General features: G+C 43.8%; 15 protein-coding genes and 3 pseudogenes. 9 read left to right on the top strand and 9 right to left on the bottom strand.

The window, feature by feature from the left end:
• Positions 1–24: 24 nt before the first annotated feature.
• The gene (locus ACT7WV_RS10130; protein WP_445102787.1) at positions 25–1,044 is read right to left on the bottom strand and encodes an aldo/keto reductase; all 1,020 of its coding nucleotides are present in this window, start codon (positions 1,042–1,044) and stop codon (positions 25–27) included.
• A gap of 269 nt (positions 1,045–1,313) precedes the next feature.
• On the opposite strand from ACT7WV_RS10130, the gene ACT7WV_RS10125 reads away from it, so the two are divergent.
• The 4 genes from ACT7WV_RS10125 (at position 1,314) to ACT7WV_RS10110 (ending at position 5,606) form a co-directional block, all read left to right on the top strand.
• The gene (locus tag ACT7WV_RS10125) at positions 1,314–1,688 is read left to right on the top strand and encodes a DUF3110 domain-containing protein (protein WP_445102786.1); all 375 of its coding nucleotides are present in this window, start codon (positions 1,314–1,316) and stop codon (positions 1,686–1,688) included.
• A gap of 64 nt (positions 1,689–1,752) precedes the next feature.
• Positions 1,753–2,685, top strand: coding sequence for an N-acetylmuramic acid 6-phosphate etherase (murQ, locus tag ACT7WV_RS10120; protein ID WP_445102785.1), 933 nt, complete (start codon positions 1,753–1,755; stop codon positions 2,683–2,685).
• A 66-nt stretch (positions 2,686–2,751) separates the two neighbouring features.
• A complete protein-coding gene (locus ACT7WV_RS10115; protein ID WP_445102784.1) occupies positions 2,752–4,299 on the top strand; it encodes a site-2 protease family protein in 1,548 nt (515 codons plus the stop codon).
• An 806-nt stretch (positions 4,300–5,105) separates the two neighbouring features.
• Positions 5,106–5,606: a hypothetical protein gene (locus ACT7WV_RS10110; protein ID WP_445102783.1), complete on the top strand. Its 501-nt coding sequence runs from the start codon at positions 5,106–5,108 to the stop codon at positions 5,604–5,606.
• 38 nt (positions 5,607–5,644) lie between these two features.
• On the opposite strand, the gene ACT7WV_RS10105 is transcribed toward ACT7WV_RS10110, so the two are convergent.
• A complete protein-coding gene (locus ACT7WV_RS10105; RefSeq protein ID WP_445102782.1) occupies positions 5,645–7,375 on the bottom strand; it encodes a glycoside hydrolase family 10-like protein in 1,731 nt (576 codons plus the stop codon).
• 399 nt (positions 7,376–7,774) lie between these two features.
• Between ACT7WV_RS10105 and ACT7WV_RS10100 the strand changes: the two genes are divergently transcribed.
• Together ACT7WV_RS10100 and ACT7WV_RS10095 are read left to right on the top strand one after the other, a co-directional pair.
• Positions 7,775–8,272: a hypothetical protein gene (locus ACT7WV_RS10100; RefSeq protein ID WP_445102781.1), complete on the top strand. Its 498-nt coding sequence runs from the start codon at positions 7,775–7,777 to the stop codon at positions 8,270–8,272.
• 188 nt (positions 8,273–8,460) lie between these two features.
• The gene (locus tag ACT7WV_RS10095; RefSeq protein ID WP_445102780.1) at positions 8,461–8,841 is read left to right on the top strand and encodes a hypothetical protein; all 381 of its coding nucleotides are present in this window, start codon (positions 8,461–8,463) and stop codon (positions 8,839–8,841) included.
• 38 nt (positions 8,842–8,879) lie between these two features.
• On the opposite strand, the gene ACT7WV_RS10090 is transcribed toward ACT7WV_RS10095, so the two are convergent.
• The 4 genes from ACT7WV_RS10090 to ACT7WV_RS10075 all read right to left on the bottom strand — a co-directional run bounded on the left by ACT7WV_RS10090 (position 8,880) and on the right by ACT7WV_RS10075 (position 11,371).
• On the bottom strand, positions 8,880–9,257 hold the full coding sequence (locus ACT7WV_RS10090; RefSeq protein ID WP_463424241.1) for a DUF423 domain-containing protein: 378 nt from the start codon (positions 9,255–9,257) through the stop codon (positions 8,880–8,882).
• An 18-nt stretch (positions 9,258–9,275) separates the two neighbouring features.
• On the bottom strand, positions 9,276–9,674 hold the full coding sequence (locus ACT7WV_RS10085; protein WP_445102778.1) for a hypothetical protein: 399 nt from the start codon (positions 9,672–9,674) through the stop codon (positions 9,276–9,278).
• Between the two features lie 72 nt (positions 9,675–9,746).
• On the bottom strand, positions 9,747–10,439 hold the full coding sequence (bchM, locus tag ACT7WV_RS10080) for a magnesium protoporphyrin IX methyltransferase (RefSeq protein ID WP_445105616.1): 693 nt from the start codon (positions 10,437–10,439) through the stop codon (positions 9,747–9,749).
• 209 nt (positions 10,440–10,648) lie between these two features.
• Positions 10,649–11,371, bottom strand: coding sequence for a hypothetical protein (locus ACT7WV_RS10075; protein WP_445102777.1), 723 nt, complete (start codon positions 11,369–11,371; stop codon positions 10,649–10,651).
• Between the two features lie 5 nt (positions 11,372–11,376).
• Here ACT7WV_RS10075 and ACT7WV_RS10070 point away from each other — a divergent pair.
• The 3 pseudogenes from ACT7WV_RS10070 to ACT7WV_RS10060 all read left to right on the top strand — a co-directional run.
• Positions 11,377–11,833 (top strand): annotated as a pseudogene (locus tag ACT7WV_RS10070) (RNA-guided endonuclease TnpB family protein); the annotation flags it as partial.
• Positions 11,834–11,920: 87 nt separating this feature from the next.
• A pseudogene (locus ACT7WV_RS10065) lies at positions 11,921–13,160 on the top strand (IS701 family transposase).
• 17 nt (positions 13,161–13,177) lie between these two features.
• Positions 13,178–13,952, top strand: a pseudogene (locus tag ACT7WV_RS10060) (RNA-guided endonuclease InsQ/TnpB family protein); the annotation flags it as partial.
• 11 nt (positions 13,953–13,963) lie between these two features.
• Here ACT7WV_RS10060 and ACT7WV_RS10055 read toward each other — a convergent pair.
• The 3 genes from ACT7WV_RS10055 to nagA all read right to left on the bottom strand — a co-directional run bounded on the left by ACT7WV_RS10055 (position 13,964) and on the right by nagA (position 16,769).
• The gene (locus ACT7WV_RS10055; RefSeq protein ID WP_445102776.1) at positions 13,964–15,079 is read right to left on the bottom strand and encodes a Z1 domain-containing protein; all 1,116 of its coding nucleotides are present in this window, start codon (positions 15,077–15,079) and stop codon (positions 13,964–13,966) included.
• Positions 15,080–15,112: 33 nt separating this feature from the next.
• Positions 15,113–15,475, bottom strand: coding sequence for a hypothetical protein (locus tag ACT7WV_RS10050; protein WP_445102775.1), 363 nt, complete (start codon positions 15,473–15,475; stop codon positions 15,113–15,115).
• Between the two features lie 61 nt (positions 15,476–15,536).
• Complete coding sequence (gene nagA, locus ACT7WV_RS10045; RefSeq protein WP_445102774.1) at positions 15,537–16,769, bottom strand: N-acetylglucosamine-6-phosphate deacetylase; 1,233 nt, start codon at positions 16,767–16,769, stop codon at positions 15,537–15,539.
• Between the last annotated feature and the right edge of the window lie 79 nt (positions 16,770–16,848).

Genomic DNA, 16,848 nt, shown 5'->3' with positions numbered 1-16,848 from the left:
AACTAGCATTTCTGGAAATAACTCTCAACGCCTATACTCATCCCCACAGTCGCCAATGAGTTGGTACAAATTCCGCGATTTTTCCAGTACCTTATTGATTTGCTCATGGTCTGTTTGAGTCAGGTTTAAGCTAAATACCCTGGCGTTATCTTCCAAGTGTGAAGATATACCAAGACGAGCACCAACAATTACACCTGCTACAGTTGGTTGATCCAAGATATAGCGAACTGCAACATTGGCAATACTCACTCCATGCTGATCTGCAATATGCTTGATTGTAGCCAGTAACTCTTGAAATAACTGCCAACTGCCCCAGGCATCAAGCATATTCTTGTATTTTTTTAAGCTAACAGTATCAAGCTGTGTCCCCCGTGGCTCTTGTTGTCCCAGGTACCTTTCACTTAATAAACCGCCGCACAGCGTACCATAGCTGAAAAGCTTGATGTTATTAGCCTGACAAAACTGCACCATGTTCAGTTGAGGACGACTGTCGATTAAAGAAAACTGCACCTGATTGGAGACAATTTTTATCCCCGCCTCAACAATAATTTTCAGGTGTTCAGTATCAAAATTAGTTAAAGCTAGGTGCCTAATTTTGCCCTCGTCCCGGAGTTCCGACATATACTTAAGGGCATCAAGGTAGTTTTGATCCCGATATTCCCACCAGTGGAATTGCATCAGATCAAGGGTTTCAACACCCATCCTTTTCAAGGAAATATCAATATTCTTTTCTACCAGGGGCTTAGTCATTCTGGTTGGTCTTGGCACCCACTTGGTAAAAGCCTGAAGATTAGACAGAGCTTCTTGACCACGGGTAGCCAGCAGTTGACGCCGGAACTCTCCAATAAAGTCTTCGGCTGGTCCGTAATGATCCGCCAAATCCCAAGTAGTGAAGCCAGCATCCGTATACTCGAACATGCTCTGAATCGCTGTTTTAGGGTCAATACGCCCATGAGCACCAGAGACTTGCCACATACCATTCAAGATACGACAGATGTTCAAATCTGGCGTGAATTGCAGTCGGCTAGATGAGGGTAGATTCATATTGAAACATTTCTCAACTTTTACTCACCACCTTTGATTTTGACATTCTCTGTATCTGAATTAAAGATGATTTAAGGGAATTACTACTTCAGGAGTGGGAGTCTCAAGATGATCCGATAGCTCAAACTAAGGAAGAGCTTTTGACAAATATCAGGCTAACTGCATAAAAAAAAGCAATAACTCTGACTCAGGTTTAGTTTACTGTGGTCAGATATTCTAGGTAGAGAAGACAGATTCAAGTATATAGTCCTGAAGATTAGCAACGACTTATGGATGTACCTAAGCGAGTATTTGTTCTGTTATTTAATGCACGCACAGAAAACGAGGGAATTTACACCATGCGGATTGGCGATCGCAACAAAGTTTTGATGTTCAGTTCAGAAGACGACGCCGCTCGCTTCTCGCTGATGCTGGAAGCGCAGGATTTCCCCACAGCAACTGTCGAAGAAATTGAGGCAGAGGAAATTGAGGCGTTTTGCGATAGTGCTGGTTATGACTTAGAGCTGATTACACCAGAAATGCTGGCAATACCACCGCAGGCCAATGTTGAAGAAACCGACTGGCAAGCAGATGCTCCAGAAACCCAAGAAACCGAAATCTCTGAGCTAGACCGCATTCGTCGTCAGCTAGAAGGATTATTATAAAGTTCCGGAGTTAGTCTGGGCGCTGCTGGCAGTTATCTAAAAGTCAGGATTAAAAATCTCCATCATGAAGTATTTCGAGGAGCGGGGTCATCTGCTCACAGAACAGGCTAACCCAAACAGTCAGGATCTTGACCAACTGACATCTCTAGAATTAGTGGAGCTGTTTAATCAGGAAGATCAACAAACCCTAAAGGCGATCTCCAGTGCTAAAACTCAGCTAGCACAAGCAATTGACTACACTACTTCAGCTCTAGAGCAGGGTGGACGCCTCTTTTATATCGGTGCTGGGACAAGTGGACGCTTGGGTGTGCTTGATGCTGCTGAGTGTCCTCCCACTTTTTGCACACCGCCAGAACTGGTACAAGGCATCATTGCTGGAGGTGCTGGTGCCTTAGTGCGTAGTTCCGAAGGCTTGGAAGATAGGCTCGAAGATGGGGTAGAAGCGATCGCTCATCACCAGATTACTAATCTAGATGTGGTCATCGGTATTAGTGCCGGTGGCACCACGCCTTTTGTTCACGGTGCGATACAAGGGGCACGGCAGCGAGGGGCTACAACTATTCTAATCGCCTGCGTTCCCAGAGAACAGGTGAGTATCGAGACTGATCTAGATATTCGGCTACTGGTTGGTCCGGAAATACTGGCTGGCTCCACGCGGCTCAAAGCCGGTACAGTAACTAAGATGGCACTAAACATCATCTCTACCGGTGTTATGGTGCAGCTAGGCAAAGTTTACGGCAATCGCATGGTAGATGTGGCTGTCACTAACAAAAAACTGCATGACCGGGCAGTGCGTATTCTGCAAGACCTTACCATTATGAGCAGGAAAGAAGCCAGTTACTTACTAGAGCGCAGTGGACGCCGGGTAAAATTGGCACTGCTGATGCATTGGACGGGATTAGACCAAGAAAAGGGCGAGTCCCTACTTACCGCATACCGAGGTAATCTCAGAGCCGCTGTCAGAAGCTGTACACAGGGGAGTGAGAATAGCAATTGACAAAATCTCGAAGCTCGCACTACAGCTCTCCCTGAACAAGGAAAACTAACGACTAACGGCTAAAAAATGTTTAATGGATCAGAGACTACTGCAACTGTTTTAATCATCTTGGTGGCTATTGGCGTCTTGGGTTGGGGTTTCAACCGCGCCCGCTCTTACGGCAAACTGGGCATCTTAGCCTGGTTGCAGTCAGTCGTCTTGACGGCTCCCTGGCTATTATTTTTTGGTTTATTTGCCGCCGGTATTTACTTGAATATAGTTGGCATTCTCTTTTTGTTAGTCGCCTCAGCAGGTTTATACATCTACTTAGGCAGGCTTTTACGTGCTGCTGGTCAAGATGCTCTATTACAGGATCGGGTTAAAAAGCTGCTCCAAGACAAACAAGATTCTCCTGAGACCCCAAATCTAAAGGAGAATCAGTCAGATAATTTAACTACTCAAAAGCTCAAGGAGGAGTCAACTGGCACTAATCCTATCAAGACTGAGGTAGCTCCTATTCCTGAAGAAGACCTCAAAATGATCCAGGGGATCTTTGGCATTGATACTTTCTTTGCGACAGAAACAATTCCCTATCAGGAAGGAGTGATTTTTAAGGGCAATCTCCGGGGAACAGAACCAGAGGCAGTTTATTCTCGTCTAGCAACTGCTTTAGAGGAGCGATGTGGAGATCGCTACCGACTATTTTTAGTTGATGGCCCAGAAGGTAAACCCGTGATCATTGTTCTTCCCAGTAGCAACGACCCACAGCCTTCAACTTTATCCCAAAAAATACTGGCAGTTGTTCTGCTGATTGCGACCATTATCACCAGTATAGAAGCAGTTAGTTTACTACTTAAATTCGATTTCTTTGACACTCCAGAGCGGTTTGGAGAGGCACTACCGATTAGTTTAGGGGTTTGGACAATTCTTACTGCTCACGAGCTGGGTCACTGGTGGCAAGCAAAGCGTCACCAAGTACGCCTCAGCTTGCCTTTTTTCATTCCCAACCTGCAAATCGGCTCTTTTGGTGCCATCACCCGCTTTGAATCTTTAGTACCCCATCGGGCAGCACTGTTTGATATTTCTGTAGCCGGACCAGCTTTTGGTGGCATTGTTTCCCTGGTTATGCTGATTATGGGATTGTTACTTTCCCATGAAGGCAGTCTTTTCCAAATACCAGCTCAGTTTTTTAGTGGTTCTTTCCTCGTAGGAGGTCTAGCAAAGCTTTTCCTTGGGGCTTCCCTGCAAAAGACAATAGTTGATGTCCATCCCCTAACCATTGTTGGTTGGCTAGGTTTAGTGGTTACAGCCTTAAACTTGATGCCAGCAGGTCAACTGGATGGAGGAAGAATTGTCCAGGCAATTTACGGACGTAAAACTGCTCGACGCACCACCATTGCCACATTAATTCTCTTGGGAATTGTTGCTTTGCTTAATCCCGCCAATCCGCTTATTTTGTACTGGGCAATTGTGATTCTTTTCTTACAGCGCGGCGCGGAGCGTCCCAGTCTTAATGAAATTACAGAGCCAGACGATACCAGAGCGGTTTTAGCATTGCTAGCACTGTTTTTGATGGTAGCCACGCTGATCCCCTTGTCTCCTGGGTTAGCAGGGAGTTTAGGAATTGGCGGTTGAGGATGCGGTGGCAAGTTGTGTGTTTGTTTCACTTGCTACCTGCAAACTTCAACTTTCAAACCGACTTAATTACCTAAGAAGAGTAGACTAACTTATTTGTAAGCTCTACAGGTGCTGAGGAATAACTTAGTCAGAGCGCATAATTTTGCTGAGGTTCTCAAACAAGCACCTGGTGAGATACAAAGTTACAAAAATCTGCTGTCTATTCGTGAGACACTCTTCGGTTAACTTGAGCAAGTCGAACCCAGAGGCATCTAAAAATTGAGTTCTATTGGTAACTAATCCCTCGTTAACTCCAGCGGGGGAGAACTCAATCTTGCTTGAATCTTGATAAATATAAGAAAATGTAATGGTATAATGGCGTCTCCATGTTTTAATAGTTATAATAGGGAACAAATCAACATACAAATTGGTAGGTCGGGGGTCCGACGCGGGTTCTGGAAAAGAACCGACGGTTTCCATTAGAAGCCAATTACTGAGGTGAAAGCGTCTAGCCTCCTTCAGAAAATTATGGGTTTGCAGCCAGTACTTCTTCGAGTGCAACGGTGGATTAGCCGCTGTTCATCAAATTTTCCTACCTTGACAAAGTCGTTGAGCCTACTATTTTGTAGGCTCCCCTTGTGTTGGTTTAGGAAATGCTATCTGGAAGTAATCTCACATCCGGGTTCAAAACTTCTACCAATGCAACGAATATTGCAGCTACGGGTAGAAATTTAGCCAAGTATCCGGGTTAGCTCGGCATTGGGGTGCTGCGCTCTATCAATTAGTACGCTCTTAGATTGAAGCACCCACTTGCGAAGCTTGCGATGCAAAACATCAACAATAACAGTCCTGCAACAGCAGCGAAAATTTCGATTAAAGCGATCCAGCCTAGTCTCATTATGCAGGCATTGGCGTTTACGGGCATCTTGTACCTCAGTGTTGGACAGATACCCCCAAATTCCACAGAGGGAATTTACCACTCTGAATCTAAGGCTACCTTGTCAGAATCCGTCCTTAATGCAGTACTAATAGATGCTTCACAACAGTCTGGGTTACCAACTGACGCCCTCAGTATTGTAGATGCTCAAAGGCGTACTTGGACAGATAACTGCCTGGGACTGGGTGAGTCTGAAGCTTTATGCACCAAGATGGAAGTTCCCGGTTGGCAAGTTGCTGTTGCTGGTGGACTACAACGCTGGCTCTACCGAACCAATACATCAGGTTCAATGATTAAGCTTGATTCGGGTGCTTCTTCACCTAGCAAGGATAAACGGCATTGGGGGGAAGCCTTGCCTGCAGTCTATCTAATCACTGATTCTTTGTAAGTCAGACTTGGTAATCAAGAACTTCCAGGAATACCCACTCAACTGGAAGGCTTTTCGTTGGCTAAGAGTTCTGGGGGTTCAGCAGGTATGGGGAAGATTGCTCCCAAAGCATTCTGTCGCTGCTGCAAAGGTTCTGAGCTAATATTCCACAAAGTTTCGTAGAAGAAGAACGAAACACCAGAAAATCCTCGGCGTCGTACTGCTTCAATTTGCCTCTGGATTTGTGAGAACGGGACGGATCTATTTTTCAGACCAGTTAGAATGCCAATACCTACAGGAATATGACTGCGTGCTGCTTTTAGTTCCGGTTGCTCCAATTCCGAGATAAAAGTGCTAAAGCTATCTCGATAAATTTGTACAACTAGTTCCTCTACCAAACCAAGACGTTCCCACTTTTGCCAATCTGCTAAAAAGAAACTATAAGAGAAACGCTGTGGATTGGGAGAAACCGAGAGAATAACATCCGGCTTACGGTTTTTGACCTCTTGGAACACCTGATTGAGGAAATCAGTAATTTTGTCAGCGCGCCAGCGCAGCCATTCAGCATCTTGAGAGTCGGCTGGGGGAGATTTACCTTGGTGTTCTTGTTGGTACAACTGCACAGTAAAGGGATCATAGCCAAACTCAGAAGGTAAGCCGAAGTGGTCATCTAACTGGATACCGTCAATGTCATAATTACTAACAACTTCCAGAATTAAATCCTGGATAAATTGTTGTACCTCCGGCCGGAAGGGATTCAGCCAAACGCGCTTATGGATACCTTCGAGCCATATTTTTTTGCCTTGTTGATTGAGGGTAAGCCAGTCTGGATGGCGTTGCGCTAATTCAGAACCAGCAGGAGCCATAAAACCGAATTCCCACCAGGGGATCACTCTCATACCTTGTTGATGTCCCTGCTCAACAATTTCTTTGAGAACATCTCGCTCCTGTAATCCCGGTTCTGGATCCAGAGAGCGCCCAATCACCGTTTGAGCAACTTGGCTAGGATAGAGAGTATAACCCCAATTCCAAACAGTTGGATAGACGGTGTTGAAATTTAACTCATTGAGGCTTTGCAGAGCCTTAGTTGTTTTGTTAGCTGAGAACAGCACATCACTATCTATATTTGTCAACCATACTCCTCGTAATTCAGTTGTCAAATTAGCTGTCGGTATTCCTACTTGAGGAATGTATTGTGAGGATACCAAACCGGTAGTTTGAGTAGCTTGACACACAAAAGCAGCCACATCAGCTCTACTTGCTGGCTGATTGGGGTTGAATCTTTGAATCTCTGGGTAATTAACAACTAGTTGATTTTCTGTAGCAGCAGCGATCGCTTTTTGGGCATATTCAGGAATCTCTCTAGCATCAGTAAAAGCAACCTTTAAAATCTTCGTGGGTGGTTCAAGGGGTTGCATTTTCAAGCCGTTAGCTAAAGATACTAATGCCTGTACACGAGTAATCGGTTCAGTTGATCTAAATACACCACCGGGATAGCCACTGAGAAATGTTGTTTGATAAGCTTTGCGAATCGCATTGCTAGCCCAGTAGCTAGTAGGGACGTCACTAAATTTTTCCTCGCTGCGCACCTCTGGTGCTTCCGGAAAAGCTTGATTGAGTATTGCTGCAAATTCTGCCCTGTTCACAGGTGCATTGGGCTTAAAACTGCCATCTGCGTAACCACTAATGATCTCCTGCTGTGCTAGTTTTTCAATGCAAGGTTGCGCCCAATGTCCTGCAATGTCATTGAACTTCGTTTGAGCCTCAGCAGTGGTTGACTTGCCAACCACGATTACTACGCCTAGGATTATCAGGAAAATTGGCCTAACCTGATGCCTAAAGCCACGCCTCACAATGATCTGCCTAGCTATACAGAATTTTAAAAAGCTTTGGACAAACTGTTTCATCGGTACTCAAATCAATAGCTTACGATAACGCGAAAATTTCTTTGCTCAACCATCCCAGCCGTGGGAAACCTTTTGGATTAAGACACTTCAGCCTGTAGATAGATGAGATCAATTCGGATATCTGTGCCACTATTCTAATTTCTCCCTCAGCTAGTGCGGATTTTTAGATCAGGAGACTGTAGTTGTATATTGGCTTATTAGCCAAAGCTAATCTCGCCGTAGAGATGTTACAAAAACTAACTTATCATCTCAACAATTTAAAAAGTTATATAGTATTCTGCTATGACTATCGAGCATGAGTCCGAAGATCTGGCTATGAAAGATAACACATCGCTGGTCAGACTAGCTAGAGCAATTAGCCTATCTCAAGGGCAGTTTTCCCTAATTTTGGTATGCAGCAAAAGTCCAATGTTAGGGCTGCAAGTGGTTGAGAAATTGCAAGAAATATCCTCAGTCAGAATTCAGAAAGTGGTCGTGAATTCATCTATCAAAACACTGTTTACAAGTATTCTAAACGCGGTTGAAGAGCCACTTCCGCCAGCATTAATGGTCTTTGGCCTAGAATCAGTGACGGCAATTGAGCAAGTATTAAGTGCTACAAACTTAGTGCGAGATGAATTTCGCAAACAGTTCCCCTTTCCCTTAGTATTGTGGATTAACGACGATATCTTACAAAAGCTGATTCGATTAGCACCAGATTTTAAAGCTTGGGATTTAAATCCGATTCGTTTTGAATTTGCTAGTAGTAATTCTCTGGGGTGGGCAGGAATCACTGCCTAATTGCTTCGGTTAAGTTTTCTGCACATATACAGTACAAGAAAAACTAATTGCAGTATCAATCAGTAAGGAGAGCTAAATGTCTCAGAGTTCTGGATTTGATTTCAGTTCAATTAATTGGTAGACAGATGATTGTAGTACTAGAATAGTAGTAGATAGGATAATTTCAATTGACATAGGAGGGTAGAAAAATGAAACCCATCCTTGATAAAGCACAAGCTTACTTGCCTCCAGTTATCAGCCTAGTTTTGCTGCTGATTTTATTACTTAGTGAAACAATTTCTAGTGTTCAGGCTCAGCCTGAATTTAACGGTTCGTCGTCTCCATTTATTACTCCGCAGCCGTTGGAACCAGAAAGAAACGTGTTCCGAGTTAATGACTTGCTGGGTAAGACAGCCTCTCAACGGTTTTTTGAGGAAGGAAGATGCCTGTGTGAAAGAGAAACTCAATTGTTACTCAACACAGAGGGTTCCTCTACAGATAACATCCTGAAAATCAGTGAAGATTTATTCAGGCAAGAGCAACTCCCGATGGAGCAAAATCCTCAAACTTCACCCAGTAATAGCAAATAACTTACTGGTCAGGGTACTATTATTAACCGTGGTAATGGTTAATTGAAACTCCAGGCAGCGATCGCTAAACATCCCCAGCCGACAAAAAATGCTAATCCTCCTAGTGGTGCGATCGCTCCTAGCCATTTAATGCCAGTTAGACTTAGAGCATACAAACTACCTGAGAAAATAGCGATTCCAGCCAAAAAAGCAAATCCAGCGATTACTAGTGGTGTTTGCCCTGTCTCAGCACGACTTAAGAGCAGCGCCACTAGTAGCAGTGCCAGAGCGTGGTACATTTCGTAACGAGCGCCTGTTTGAAAAATTTCCATTGCCCGATCGCTTAATTTTTCTTTGAGGGCATGAGAACCAAAGGCACCAGCAGCCACCGAGAGTCCACCCAGAAGGGCGGCAAGAAATAGGAAAATTCTAGTGATCAATTTGCCTCTATCTCCTTAAAGAATAAAATGATAGAGGATACCGCCCTCTTCAGTTGCATCGAAATTAGCATCAAACCCTTTAGCCTTCTCATCTAGATAGTGCTTAGCCGCAGCTTCAGATAGCTGTGCTTCCATGGCAAAACGCATTACTGTAATTCGCCCCTGGCCTTCTTCGAGTAATCTGTAAAAAGTGGCATGAAGGCGATCGCTTATCTCCTGTTTACCTTGGCAATGAAGACTCCACGCCAGCCACCCACCCCAGAGTGCTGCTGGGAAACCGAAAACCAAACCGCCTATCGCATCAAGCTTATCTTCGGGGGTGACATCTTTCTTGGTTAGTACCACGGCTGGCACTATTAAGAGGATAAATCCTACAGTTAACAACACACCCGCAGCTAGTTTTTTCAGCTTCATAAAAGTTTTGGCTGATCTAGCAGTCCTAAATGATTCATCTAGGATTGCTATTTTGTTAATTTTGCCGTAATTCTACTCTGATTTACGGATAGCTTCCAGGATGGAAGAGTAGTAAAAACGAGTGCTAGTCATGCCAAAGCGATCAATTAAAAAGCCTTTACTTTCCAAGATGTTGACAATTTCAGCTTCACGATGTTGATAAGCGCGGGTGGTTTTACTTGGCCCAGGGAAAAACTCGCCGATTTTCTTGAGAATACTCAGGGCGAAAGTTTTGGGAGCAAAGCTGAGAATCAGGCGAGATTCTGCCAAAGAGGCGAGGTGGGTAATCATTTTGGCTGCTTCGTCTTGGGGGTAGTGAATCAAGACATCCAGGCAAACAACCGTGTGATATTTGCCGCTCAATGCTTCCAAATCCTGCACGGCAAAGGTAATATTGTCTATGTTGCCTAAAGTATTTTCAGCTCTTTCTTTGGCTTCCCCCACCATCTTCTCGGAGATATCGCTGGCAAAAACTTGAGCACCAGCTTGGGCGAGGGGAATGCTGAGGCTACCCACGCCACAACCAGCGTCACAGATAGATAAACCAGCCAAATTACCGTCTGCTTGCAGCCAGCTAAGGACGCTATCTACTGTCTGCTGGTGTCCTTTGCGGATATCTCGCTGGACTTTGTTGACTTCACCATCGCCGTAAATCCGCCGCCAGCGGTCAAAGCCCGTGGCGTTAAAGTATTCTTTAACAACGGTTTTATCATCAACTACGTTCATAAATTTGGGTTTAATCAGGGGGTTGGCACGGTTAATTACTTTACCAGTTGTAGTGGATCGGTGAATCATAAGATTTGCGATAAAGCTAGGCCAAATCCATGGGGTACCTATAACATCCGGCTGGGAATGCCTGCAAGTATGCTGCCTTACTAAGCTTTCGCCTCTCAACTGGGTGTTAGCTAATCTGGTTCATTGGGGAAAAAGCTTTATCAAACACCGCCTGGTTCTTGACTATACCAACTACCCTTCATTTGTTTGGGAACCCATATAGCAATTACAGGGACATTTGAGATCTTTTTATTTTCAGCTTCCACATCGAGATTAAGGTTGTGGACTTGAATTGTCAACTTATCACGCGCTTTAATCTCTCTATCTCCTGGGTATCTTTCTGAGTCTTCTGCTCTTCCTTGAAAAAACCTCGATTGATCTAGTTTATTGTTTTTCGGAATAGTTCTTTGGCGAGGCTTCCCTCCATCCATAAAATAAATTTCGCATAGTTCATCAGGTTTTTCCTCTAAATAACACTTCACCTGTAGCATTAGTCCCGTAAATTTTTGTGAATCCACCGGATAAAATGTAATAAATTTACATATAAATTCTTCAAATGTTGTTTGAAGTGAGATATCACTCGCAAAAAAATGTTTTTCAAATTTCTTTTTTTCTGTCCAGGTTAACTTTGACAGAAAGCTATTGATAACTTTCCAGTTTTCCTCTTTAGCATCTTCAGACTCATGAGGATAGACTGGAGCGTACCATTTAGCACTAAAGTCAACTCTCATACCAGGTAAGTTTAGTACATCCTTTCGCGTTGGCTTTAGCTTTGTGTCCAGCAAAAAAGTACGCTTCCAATCTGACCGAAAATAATGGGATTCAAGCCTCCCCCTTCCAGGGGGACTTTGTTTATGATATGTTTTTGATGTAGGTTTTTCCACGTCAAATGATTGTCTTAGAGTTCAAGGCTAAGGGAAAAACAACTCAATACGCTGCTATAGATGAGGCGATTAGAACCGCTCAATTCGTCCGCAACAAAGTTATCCGTCACTGGATGGATAATCGAGGTGTAGGACAAAAAGAGCTGTATCGCTACAACACTAAGCCAGAGCTGAGTTTCAATTCGTGAAAGCCTTGAACTCTCATGCTTGTCAGGTTGCAGTTGAAAGAGCCTATAGCGCTATTGCTCGGTTCTACAGCAATTGTAAGAAGGCTATTCCAGGGAAGAAAGGCTATCCAACGTTTAAGAAAAATTGTCGATCACTCGAAAGTACAAAACTTCAGGATGGTCGCTTTCTGCCACCCGAAAACAAATCACTTTCACGGATAAGAAAGGGATTGGCAAGCTTAAACTCAAAGGGACGTGGGATTTAAACTACTACCAGTTAGCGGGACTTAAACGAAAATAAAGAGTTAATAAAGGTATAATTTAGGCATGGCAGCCATTTGACATTAGAGTGTAAGACAGGAAAGAGACAACCCCCGCCGCCATGCCTCCTTGCTTCGATAGATGGTGCAAACGCTTTGATGATGTCTGGAGACATCAAGCGCAAAAAAGGGAGTTTAGGAACTATATTGGGGGATTATTAGGGGAAAGTGAAGGAAAAAACCTGTCTCAAATGGCGGATAACGCGGTGGGAGTGACTTACCACCGATTACATCATTTTTTAACGGAAGCCCCCTGGAATGCTCAACAGGTAAATGAGCGGCGTCTACTGGTGATGAATCAGTGTAGCCCAACCCGAATAAGTAGAGGATTCACGTTAATTGTAGATGACTCAGGACATAGGAAAAGTGGCAATTTCACGGCGGGAGTAGGACGACAGTACATTGGAGAAATCGGGAAGACAGACAACGGAATAGTAGTGGTAACAACTCATCTATATGATGGGAAAAAAGCCTACCGTTAGATATAGAGTTATCTCAACACGCTAGTTCTTTAGCTGAAGGAAAAAAGATATTGAATTCCAGAAAAAGCCGGAGTTAGGCTTAGCATTAATTGACCGCAGCATGAACAGAGGATATCGACCGGGTATCGTATTAATTGATGCTGGGTATGGAAATAACACAACGTTTTTGCTGGAACTGGAAAAAAGGAAACTCAAGTATATAGGAGGATTAGCCAAAAACCGTAAGGTGATAATTGAAATAGGGATAAGTCAACGAGAAGAGATTCGCCTAGATAAGTTAGCCGAATCCTTGTCGCCAAAAGATTTTACCCCTGTTCAAATCAATCTAGATAAACTGAAAACCGTTTGGGTGGCTCCTGTAGAAGTTGAACTCTCACAGCTTGAAGGAAAGAGAACAATTGCTATCGTCATGAATGCCTCAACCTTCGACCAAGCTAGTGATGTTGACTATTTTATTACCAATGTTGAATCAACAAAAGCCACAGCCGATTGGATAGTAACTACCTACTCTCAAAGAAATTGGGTAGAAGTTTTCTATCGGGAAGCCAAAGGCTGGTTGGGTTTATCTGAATATCAAGTCAGAGATTATAGAAGCCTGATAAGACATTTCATGCTTGTGTTTTGTGCCTATACATTTATTTTATGGCACACTTTAACCGGAGGATTAAGACGGCGTTGGGCATCGAAACCTTTAAACACCTTTACTGAAGCATTAGAGGCGTTTCGGACAGCGATGTCTTTCCGTTTTATGGAGTGGTTGAACCACAATCGGGACGTATTCTTTGCTCACAAAGCTGCTTTGGGCTTTGTTTGGGCTTGAAATCTGTCTAAGTCCCATTAGAACAGATAAAACGAGTTAGGTTAGTGCGTCGTGCCGATGGGTACTATGTTCAGTTCTTGGTAAGTGCCGAGAACAAAGTAGACATTAACCCAACAGGTAAAACTATTGGATTAGATGTTGGACTCAAAGAGTTCTACACCGATAGCAATGGACACACTGAAGCTAATCCTAGGTTTTATCGAACAGGCGAGAAGCGGCTGAGGTTTAGACAACGCCGTGTTTCTCGCAAGAAAAAAGGAGCCAGCCAACCGTAAAAAAGCCATTAATCGACTAGGACGAGTACACCTCAGAATAAGTAGGCAACGTGAAGAACACGCCAAAAGACTGGCGCGTTGCGTAATCCAATCTAACGATTTGGTAGCCTATGAAGATTTGAGGATTAGAAACTTAGTTAAAAATCATTGTCTTGCCAAATCTATTAATGATGCAGGTTGGTATCAATTCAGGAAGTGGCTAGAGTATTTCGGGGTTAAGTTTGGCAAGATAACTATTGCGGTTAATCCTTCCTACACTTCGCAAAAATGCTCTAGTTGTGGCACTCTTGTCAAAAAGTCCCTATCGATGAGAACCCATATTTGTCAGTGTGGGTTCGTGTTAGATAGAGACTGGAACGCCGCTATCAACATCCTGAAATCAGCCTTGAGTACCACAGGGCATGTGGGAACTTGGGTCATCAACCCGAACGCTTTGGGAGATTCGACCTCTACTTTGATTGGAGAAATCCTGTTAAAGCAAGTTGGGTCTATGAACAAAGAATCTCCGCACTTATAGGACGGAGAGTGTCAAAAAGGTTTTCCTTGATAATCGCTCAACTGTCTATGAATATCTTTCTCATGCTCAACATACTTTTTATAAGCGTCTTGCACATCTTTTTCTAGGTATACGCGACAATATCCCAAATAGGATTTCTTGTAGCCGAAGAAACGAGCTCTTTGCTGTATAGTATCTGCATTTCCCACACCAACGCTTCTGGGCATATAGGTTACAGTTAAGCCCTCGACCGTAAATCCTCGATCCATTGCCTGTCCGCCAACAAGGATGTGGGCATAATCATTTTTCCAATTAATTGATGGTGTCTTACCTCGGACTGAGTTGACTTCTTGGATGTTTGTATCACGGATTGCGCGTGGAAGTACCTCAATAAGCTTCTCAAAAGACGGTAAATCTAAGACGGTTTTTTCTAATTCATCGTAGGCTTTTTTAAAAGATTTCCGTAAATTTTGCGGGGCTGAGTCTGTTACACTAAAATTCAAATTTTCCCATTTCTCTTTTACCTTTTTAGCCCATTTAAAGTAGTCTCCATGTGGGTCAGTTTCTCGTGATGGATGAACCATCATTGATCTATTATTACCCTTACGTTCATTCAGGACGTAAGCGGATGCTACTCCCAGGTAAAAGACCATCATTGCAGACAAGAAAGAGTTGGGCGGTTCAGTAAGCGGCTTATTTTTAGTGGAAATTTCCTGATCAGGAATAGTTTTGACGAGGTCTGGACGATTACGGAAAAATTCATTCCCGCCCGTATAAGCTGCACCAGGTTTAAGTAGTTCAACGAAGTCTGGTGAAAGTACATCGGTAATGTTGATTAGTAGTGGTGCCTGTGGTGTCGCAGTGTATTGTAGGAAGGTGTGGCTAGGTAACGACCTCCGAATTTCAGTGAGGTGACGGTATAAACTACTCACTGAACCCTTATTGATTTTGTTATTCAGCCCTGCCTGATCTGCCTCGTCATCAATTACGAGTACAGGGACACCTTCTAAGTTGATATCCTCAAGTAGTTCCTTTAAAGCTTGGAGGTGATTTTTCTGCTTCATCACACTTAAAAGCGCTATTTGCTTCTCTGCTTCTGGCACTAGGGGATCTTCCCATGCCTTAAGCAGGCTCTCAATATTGGGCAAATCAGTTTCCTTTCGTGGATTCTCAAAGTTCTTTCACTTCCAATCTTGCCGTTCTTCTATTTGTAAATCCTTGATCAACCTTTTGTTTGATTGATCTAGTAAGTTGGTTTTAGTTCCTGCAATGATAATTACTATTCGGTAACTATTGTCACAAGCCAAAGCTGTGACAGTGGTAAAATTCAACGTTTTGCCACTTTGCACGTATCCAATAACTAAGCCTGTTTTACTACCACCAAGAGAGGTAGGGGAAATACATTGCCTCATTACTGCCAGTGCCTCATCTTTTACCCTAGCTTGGCTTTCAGGATCGTCAGGAAGTTTGTGTTTTAGCAGCTTTTCTGTCTCTTTACCTACTTGTGGAGACCATTGATTGCTTGAGTATGTTGGATCGACCATTTTTTCTACTGCGTTAATCTTATTGGCTGTGCTTCTCCTAAGATTCCGCTAGATTCAAAATTTATCCGGAAAACCCGCACGGATTCGATCGTGTCAAACGTCGCCAACTCAACTTTCCGGTTGTTTCATGCCAACGCCAACGCAACAAATTAGCAGCTTGTCCAACTGCAACTCCCGGTAAACCAAGAGCACGACGAGGTGCTTCTGTAGCTAAAGCAATAGCTTGCTCAACTCCACAAATCCCCCACTGCACCAAATTCTCTACCCCCACCAACAACGGCAGTGTTGTCCCCGACAAAGTACCATCAGCTAACCTTGCCGTACCATTTTTCACTTCAATTTGCCGCGTATCCCAAGGATAAACACCATCAGCTAATCCGATAGGTGCCAAAGCATCACTAACGAGAAAAATCCCTTGCTCATAACAACCAGCCCGCAGCAGTAACTGTAACATTGCCGGACAAACATGCTGGCCATCGGCAATCATGCCACAATAAACATCAGGATGGACAAGAGCAGCCCCCAATAATCCCGGCTCTCGGTGATGCAATCCCGGCATAGCATTAAAAGCATGAGTCACCATCGACGCCCCGAGAGTAAAAGCTTGTTCAGCTTGGGCAGCAGTTGCCAAAGAGTGACCTAAACTAACAGTAATACCCAAAGAACGTAAATAAGCAATCACCTCGCCAGTTGAGTCTAATTCCGGTGCCAGAGTCATTACCTTGACAAGCCCTGCACAATCCCCCAAAATCAACTTTACGTTGTCAATCGTCAGCGGTAATAAAAACTCCTCTGGATGCGCGCCACGCTTTTGGGGATTGAGAAACGGTCCTTCTAAATGAACACCCCAAATCGCCGCCGCTTGCTCCTGCTCCTGAGATGCCCTAAACTCAGCCAAGACAGCAAGCGATCGCTGAATCTTCTCTACAGAAGTAGTCACCAAAGTTGGCAAAAAAGCATCTATCCCCTGATGCCACAAAAATCGACAAATTTCCTCAAGCTTTGAGATATGTTCCTCTTCTAAATCAGTAAACGCCAACCCCAGCGACCCATTAATCTGCAAATCCACACCACCCAAAGACACCCAATCCCCAGCAACATCAATAGTGGATGATTCACGACTCCCCTCTCTAGCAGAGACACTATCCATGGATGCGATCGCAGCAATTCTACCCTGCTGATCTATCCTGATCTGCTGCAACTCTTGAGAACAGTACAGTCGTGCATTGATAATATCCAGGTTAGTGCAGTGATTACCAGATGCAGAGGAGAGTGACTTAGCTGCTGAGTTCATCAATTTTATTTAGAGGGAAAAATACCTAAACACAAGTTTATCCAGTAAAGCTTCCCCTTCCCCCCTATCCCCCTTGTCT

Source organism: Symploca atlantica LB2515 (assembly GCF_052546295.1).
This window is presented reverse-complemented; position numbering and strand designations above follow the sequence as displayed.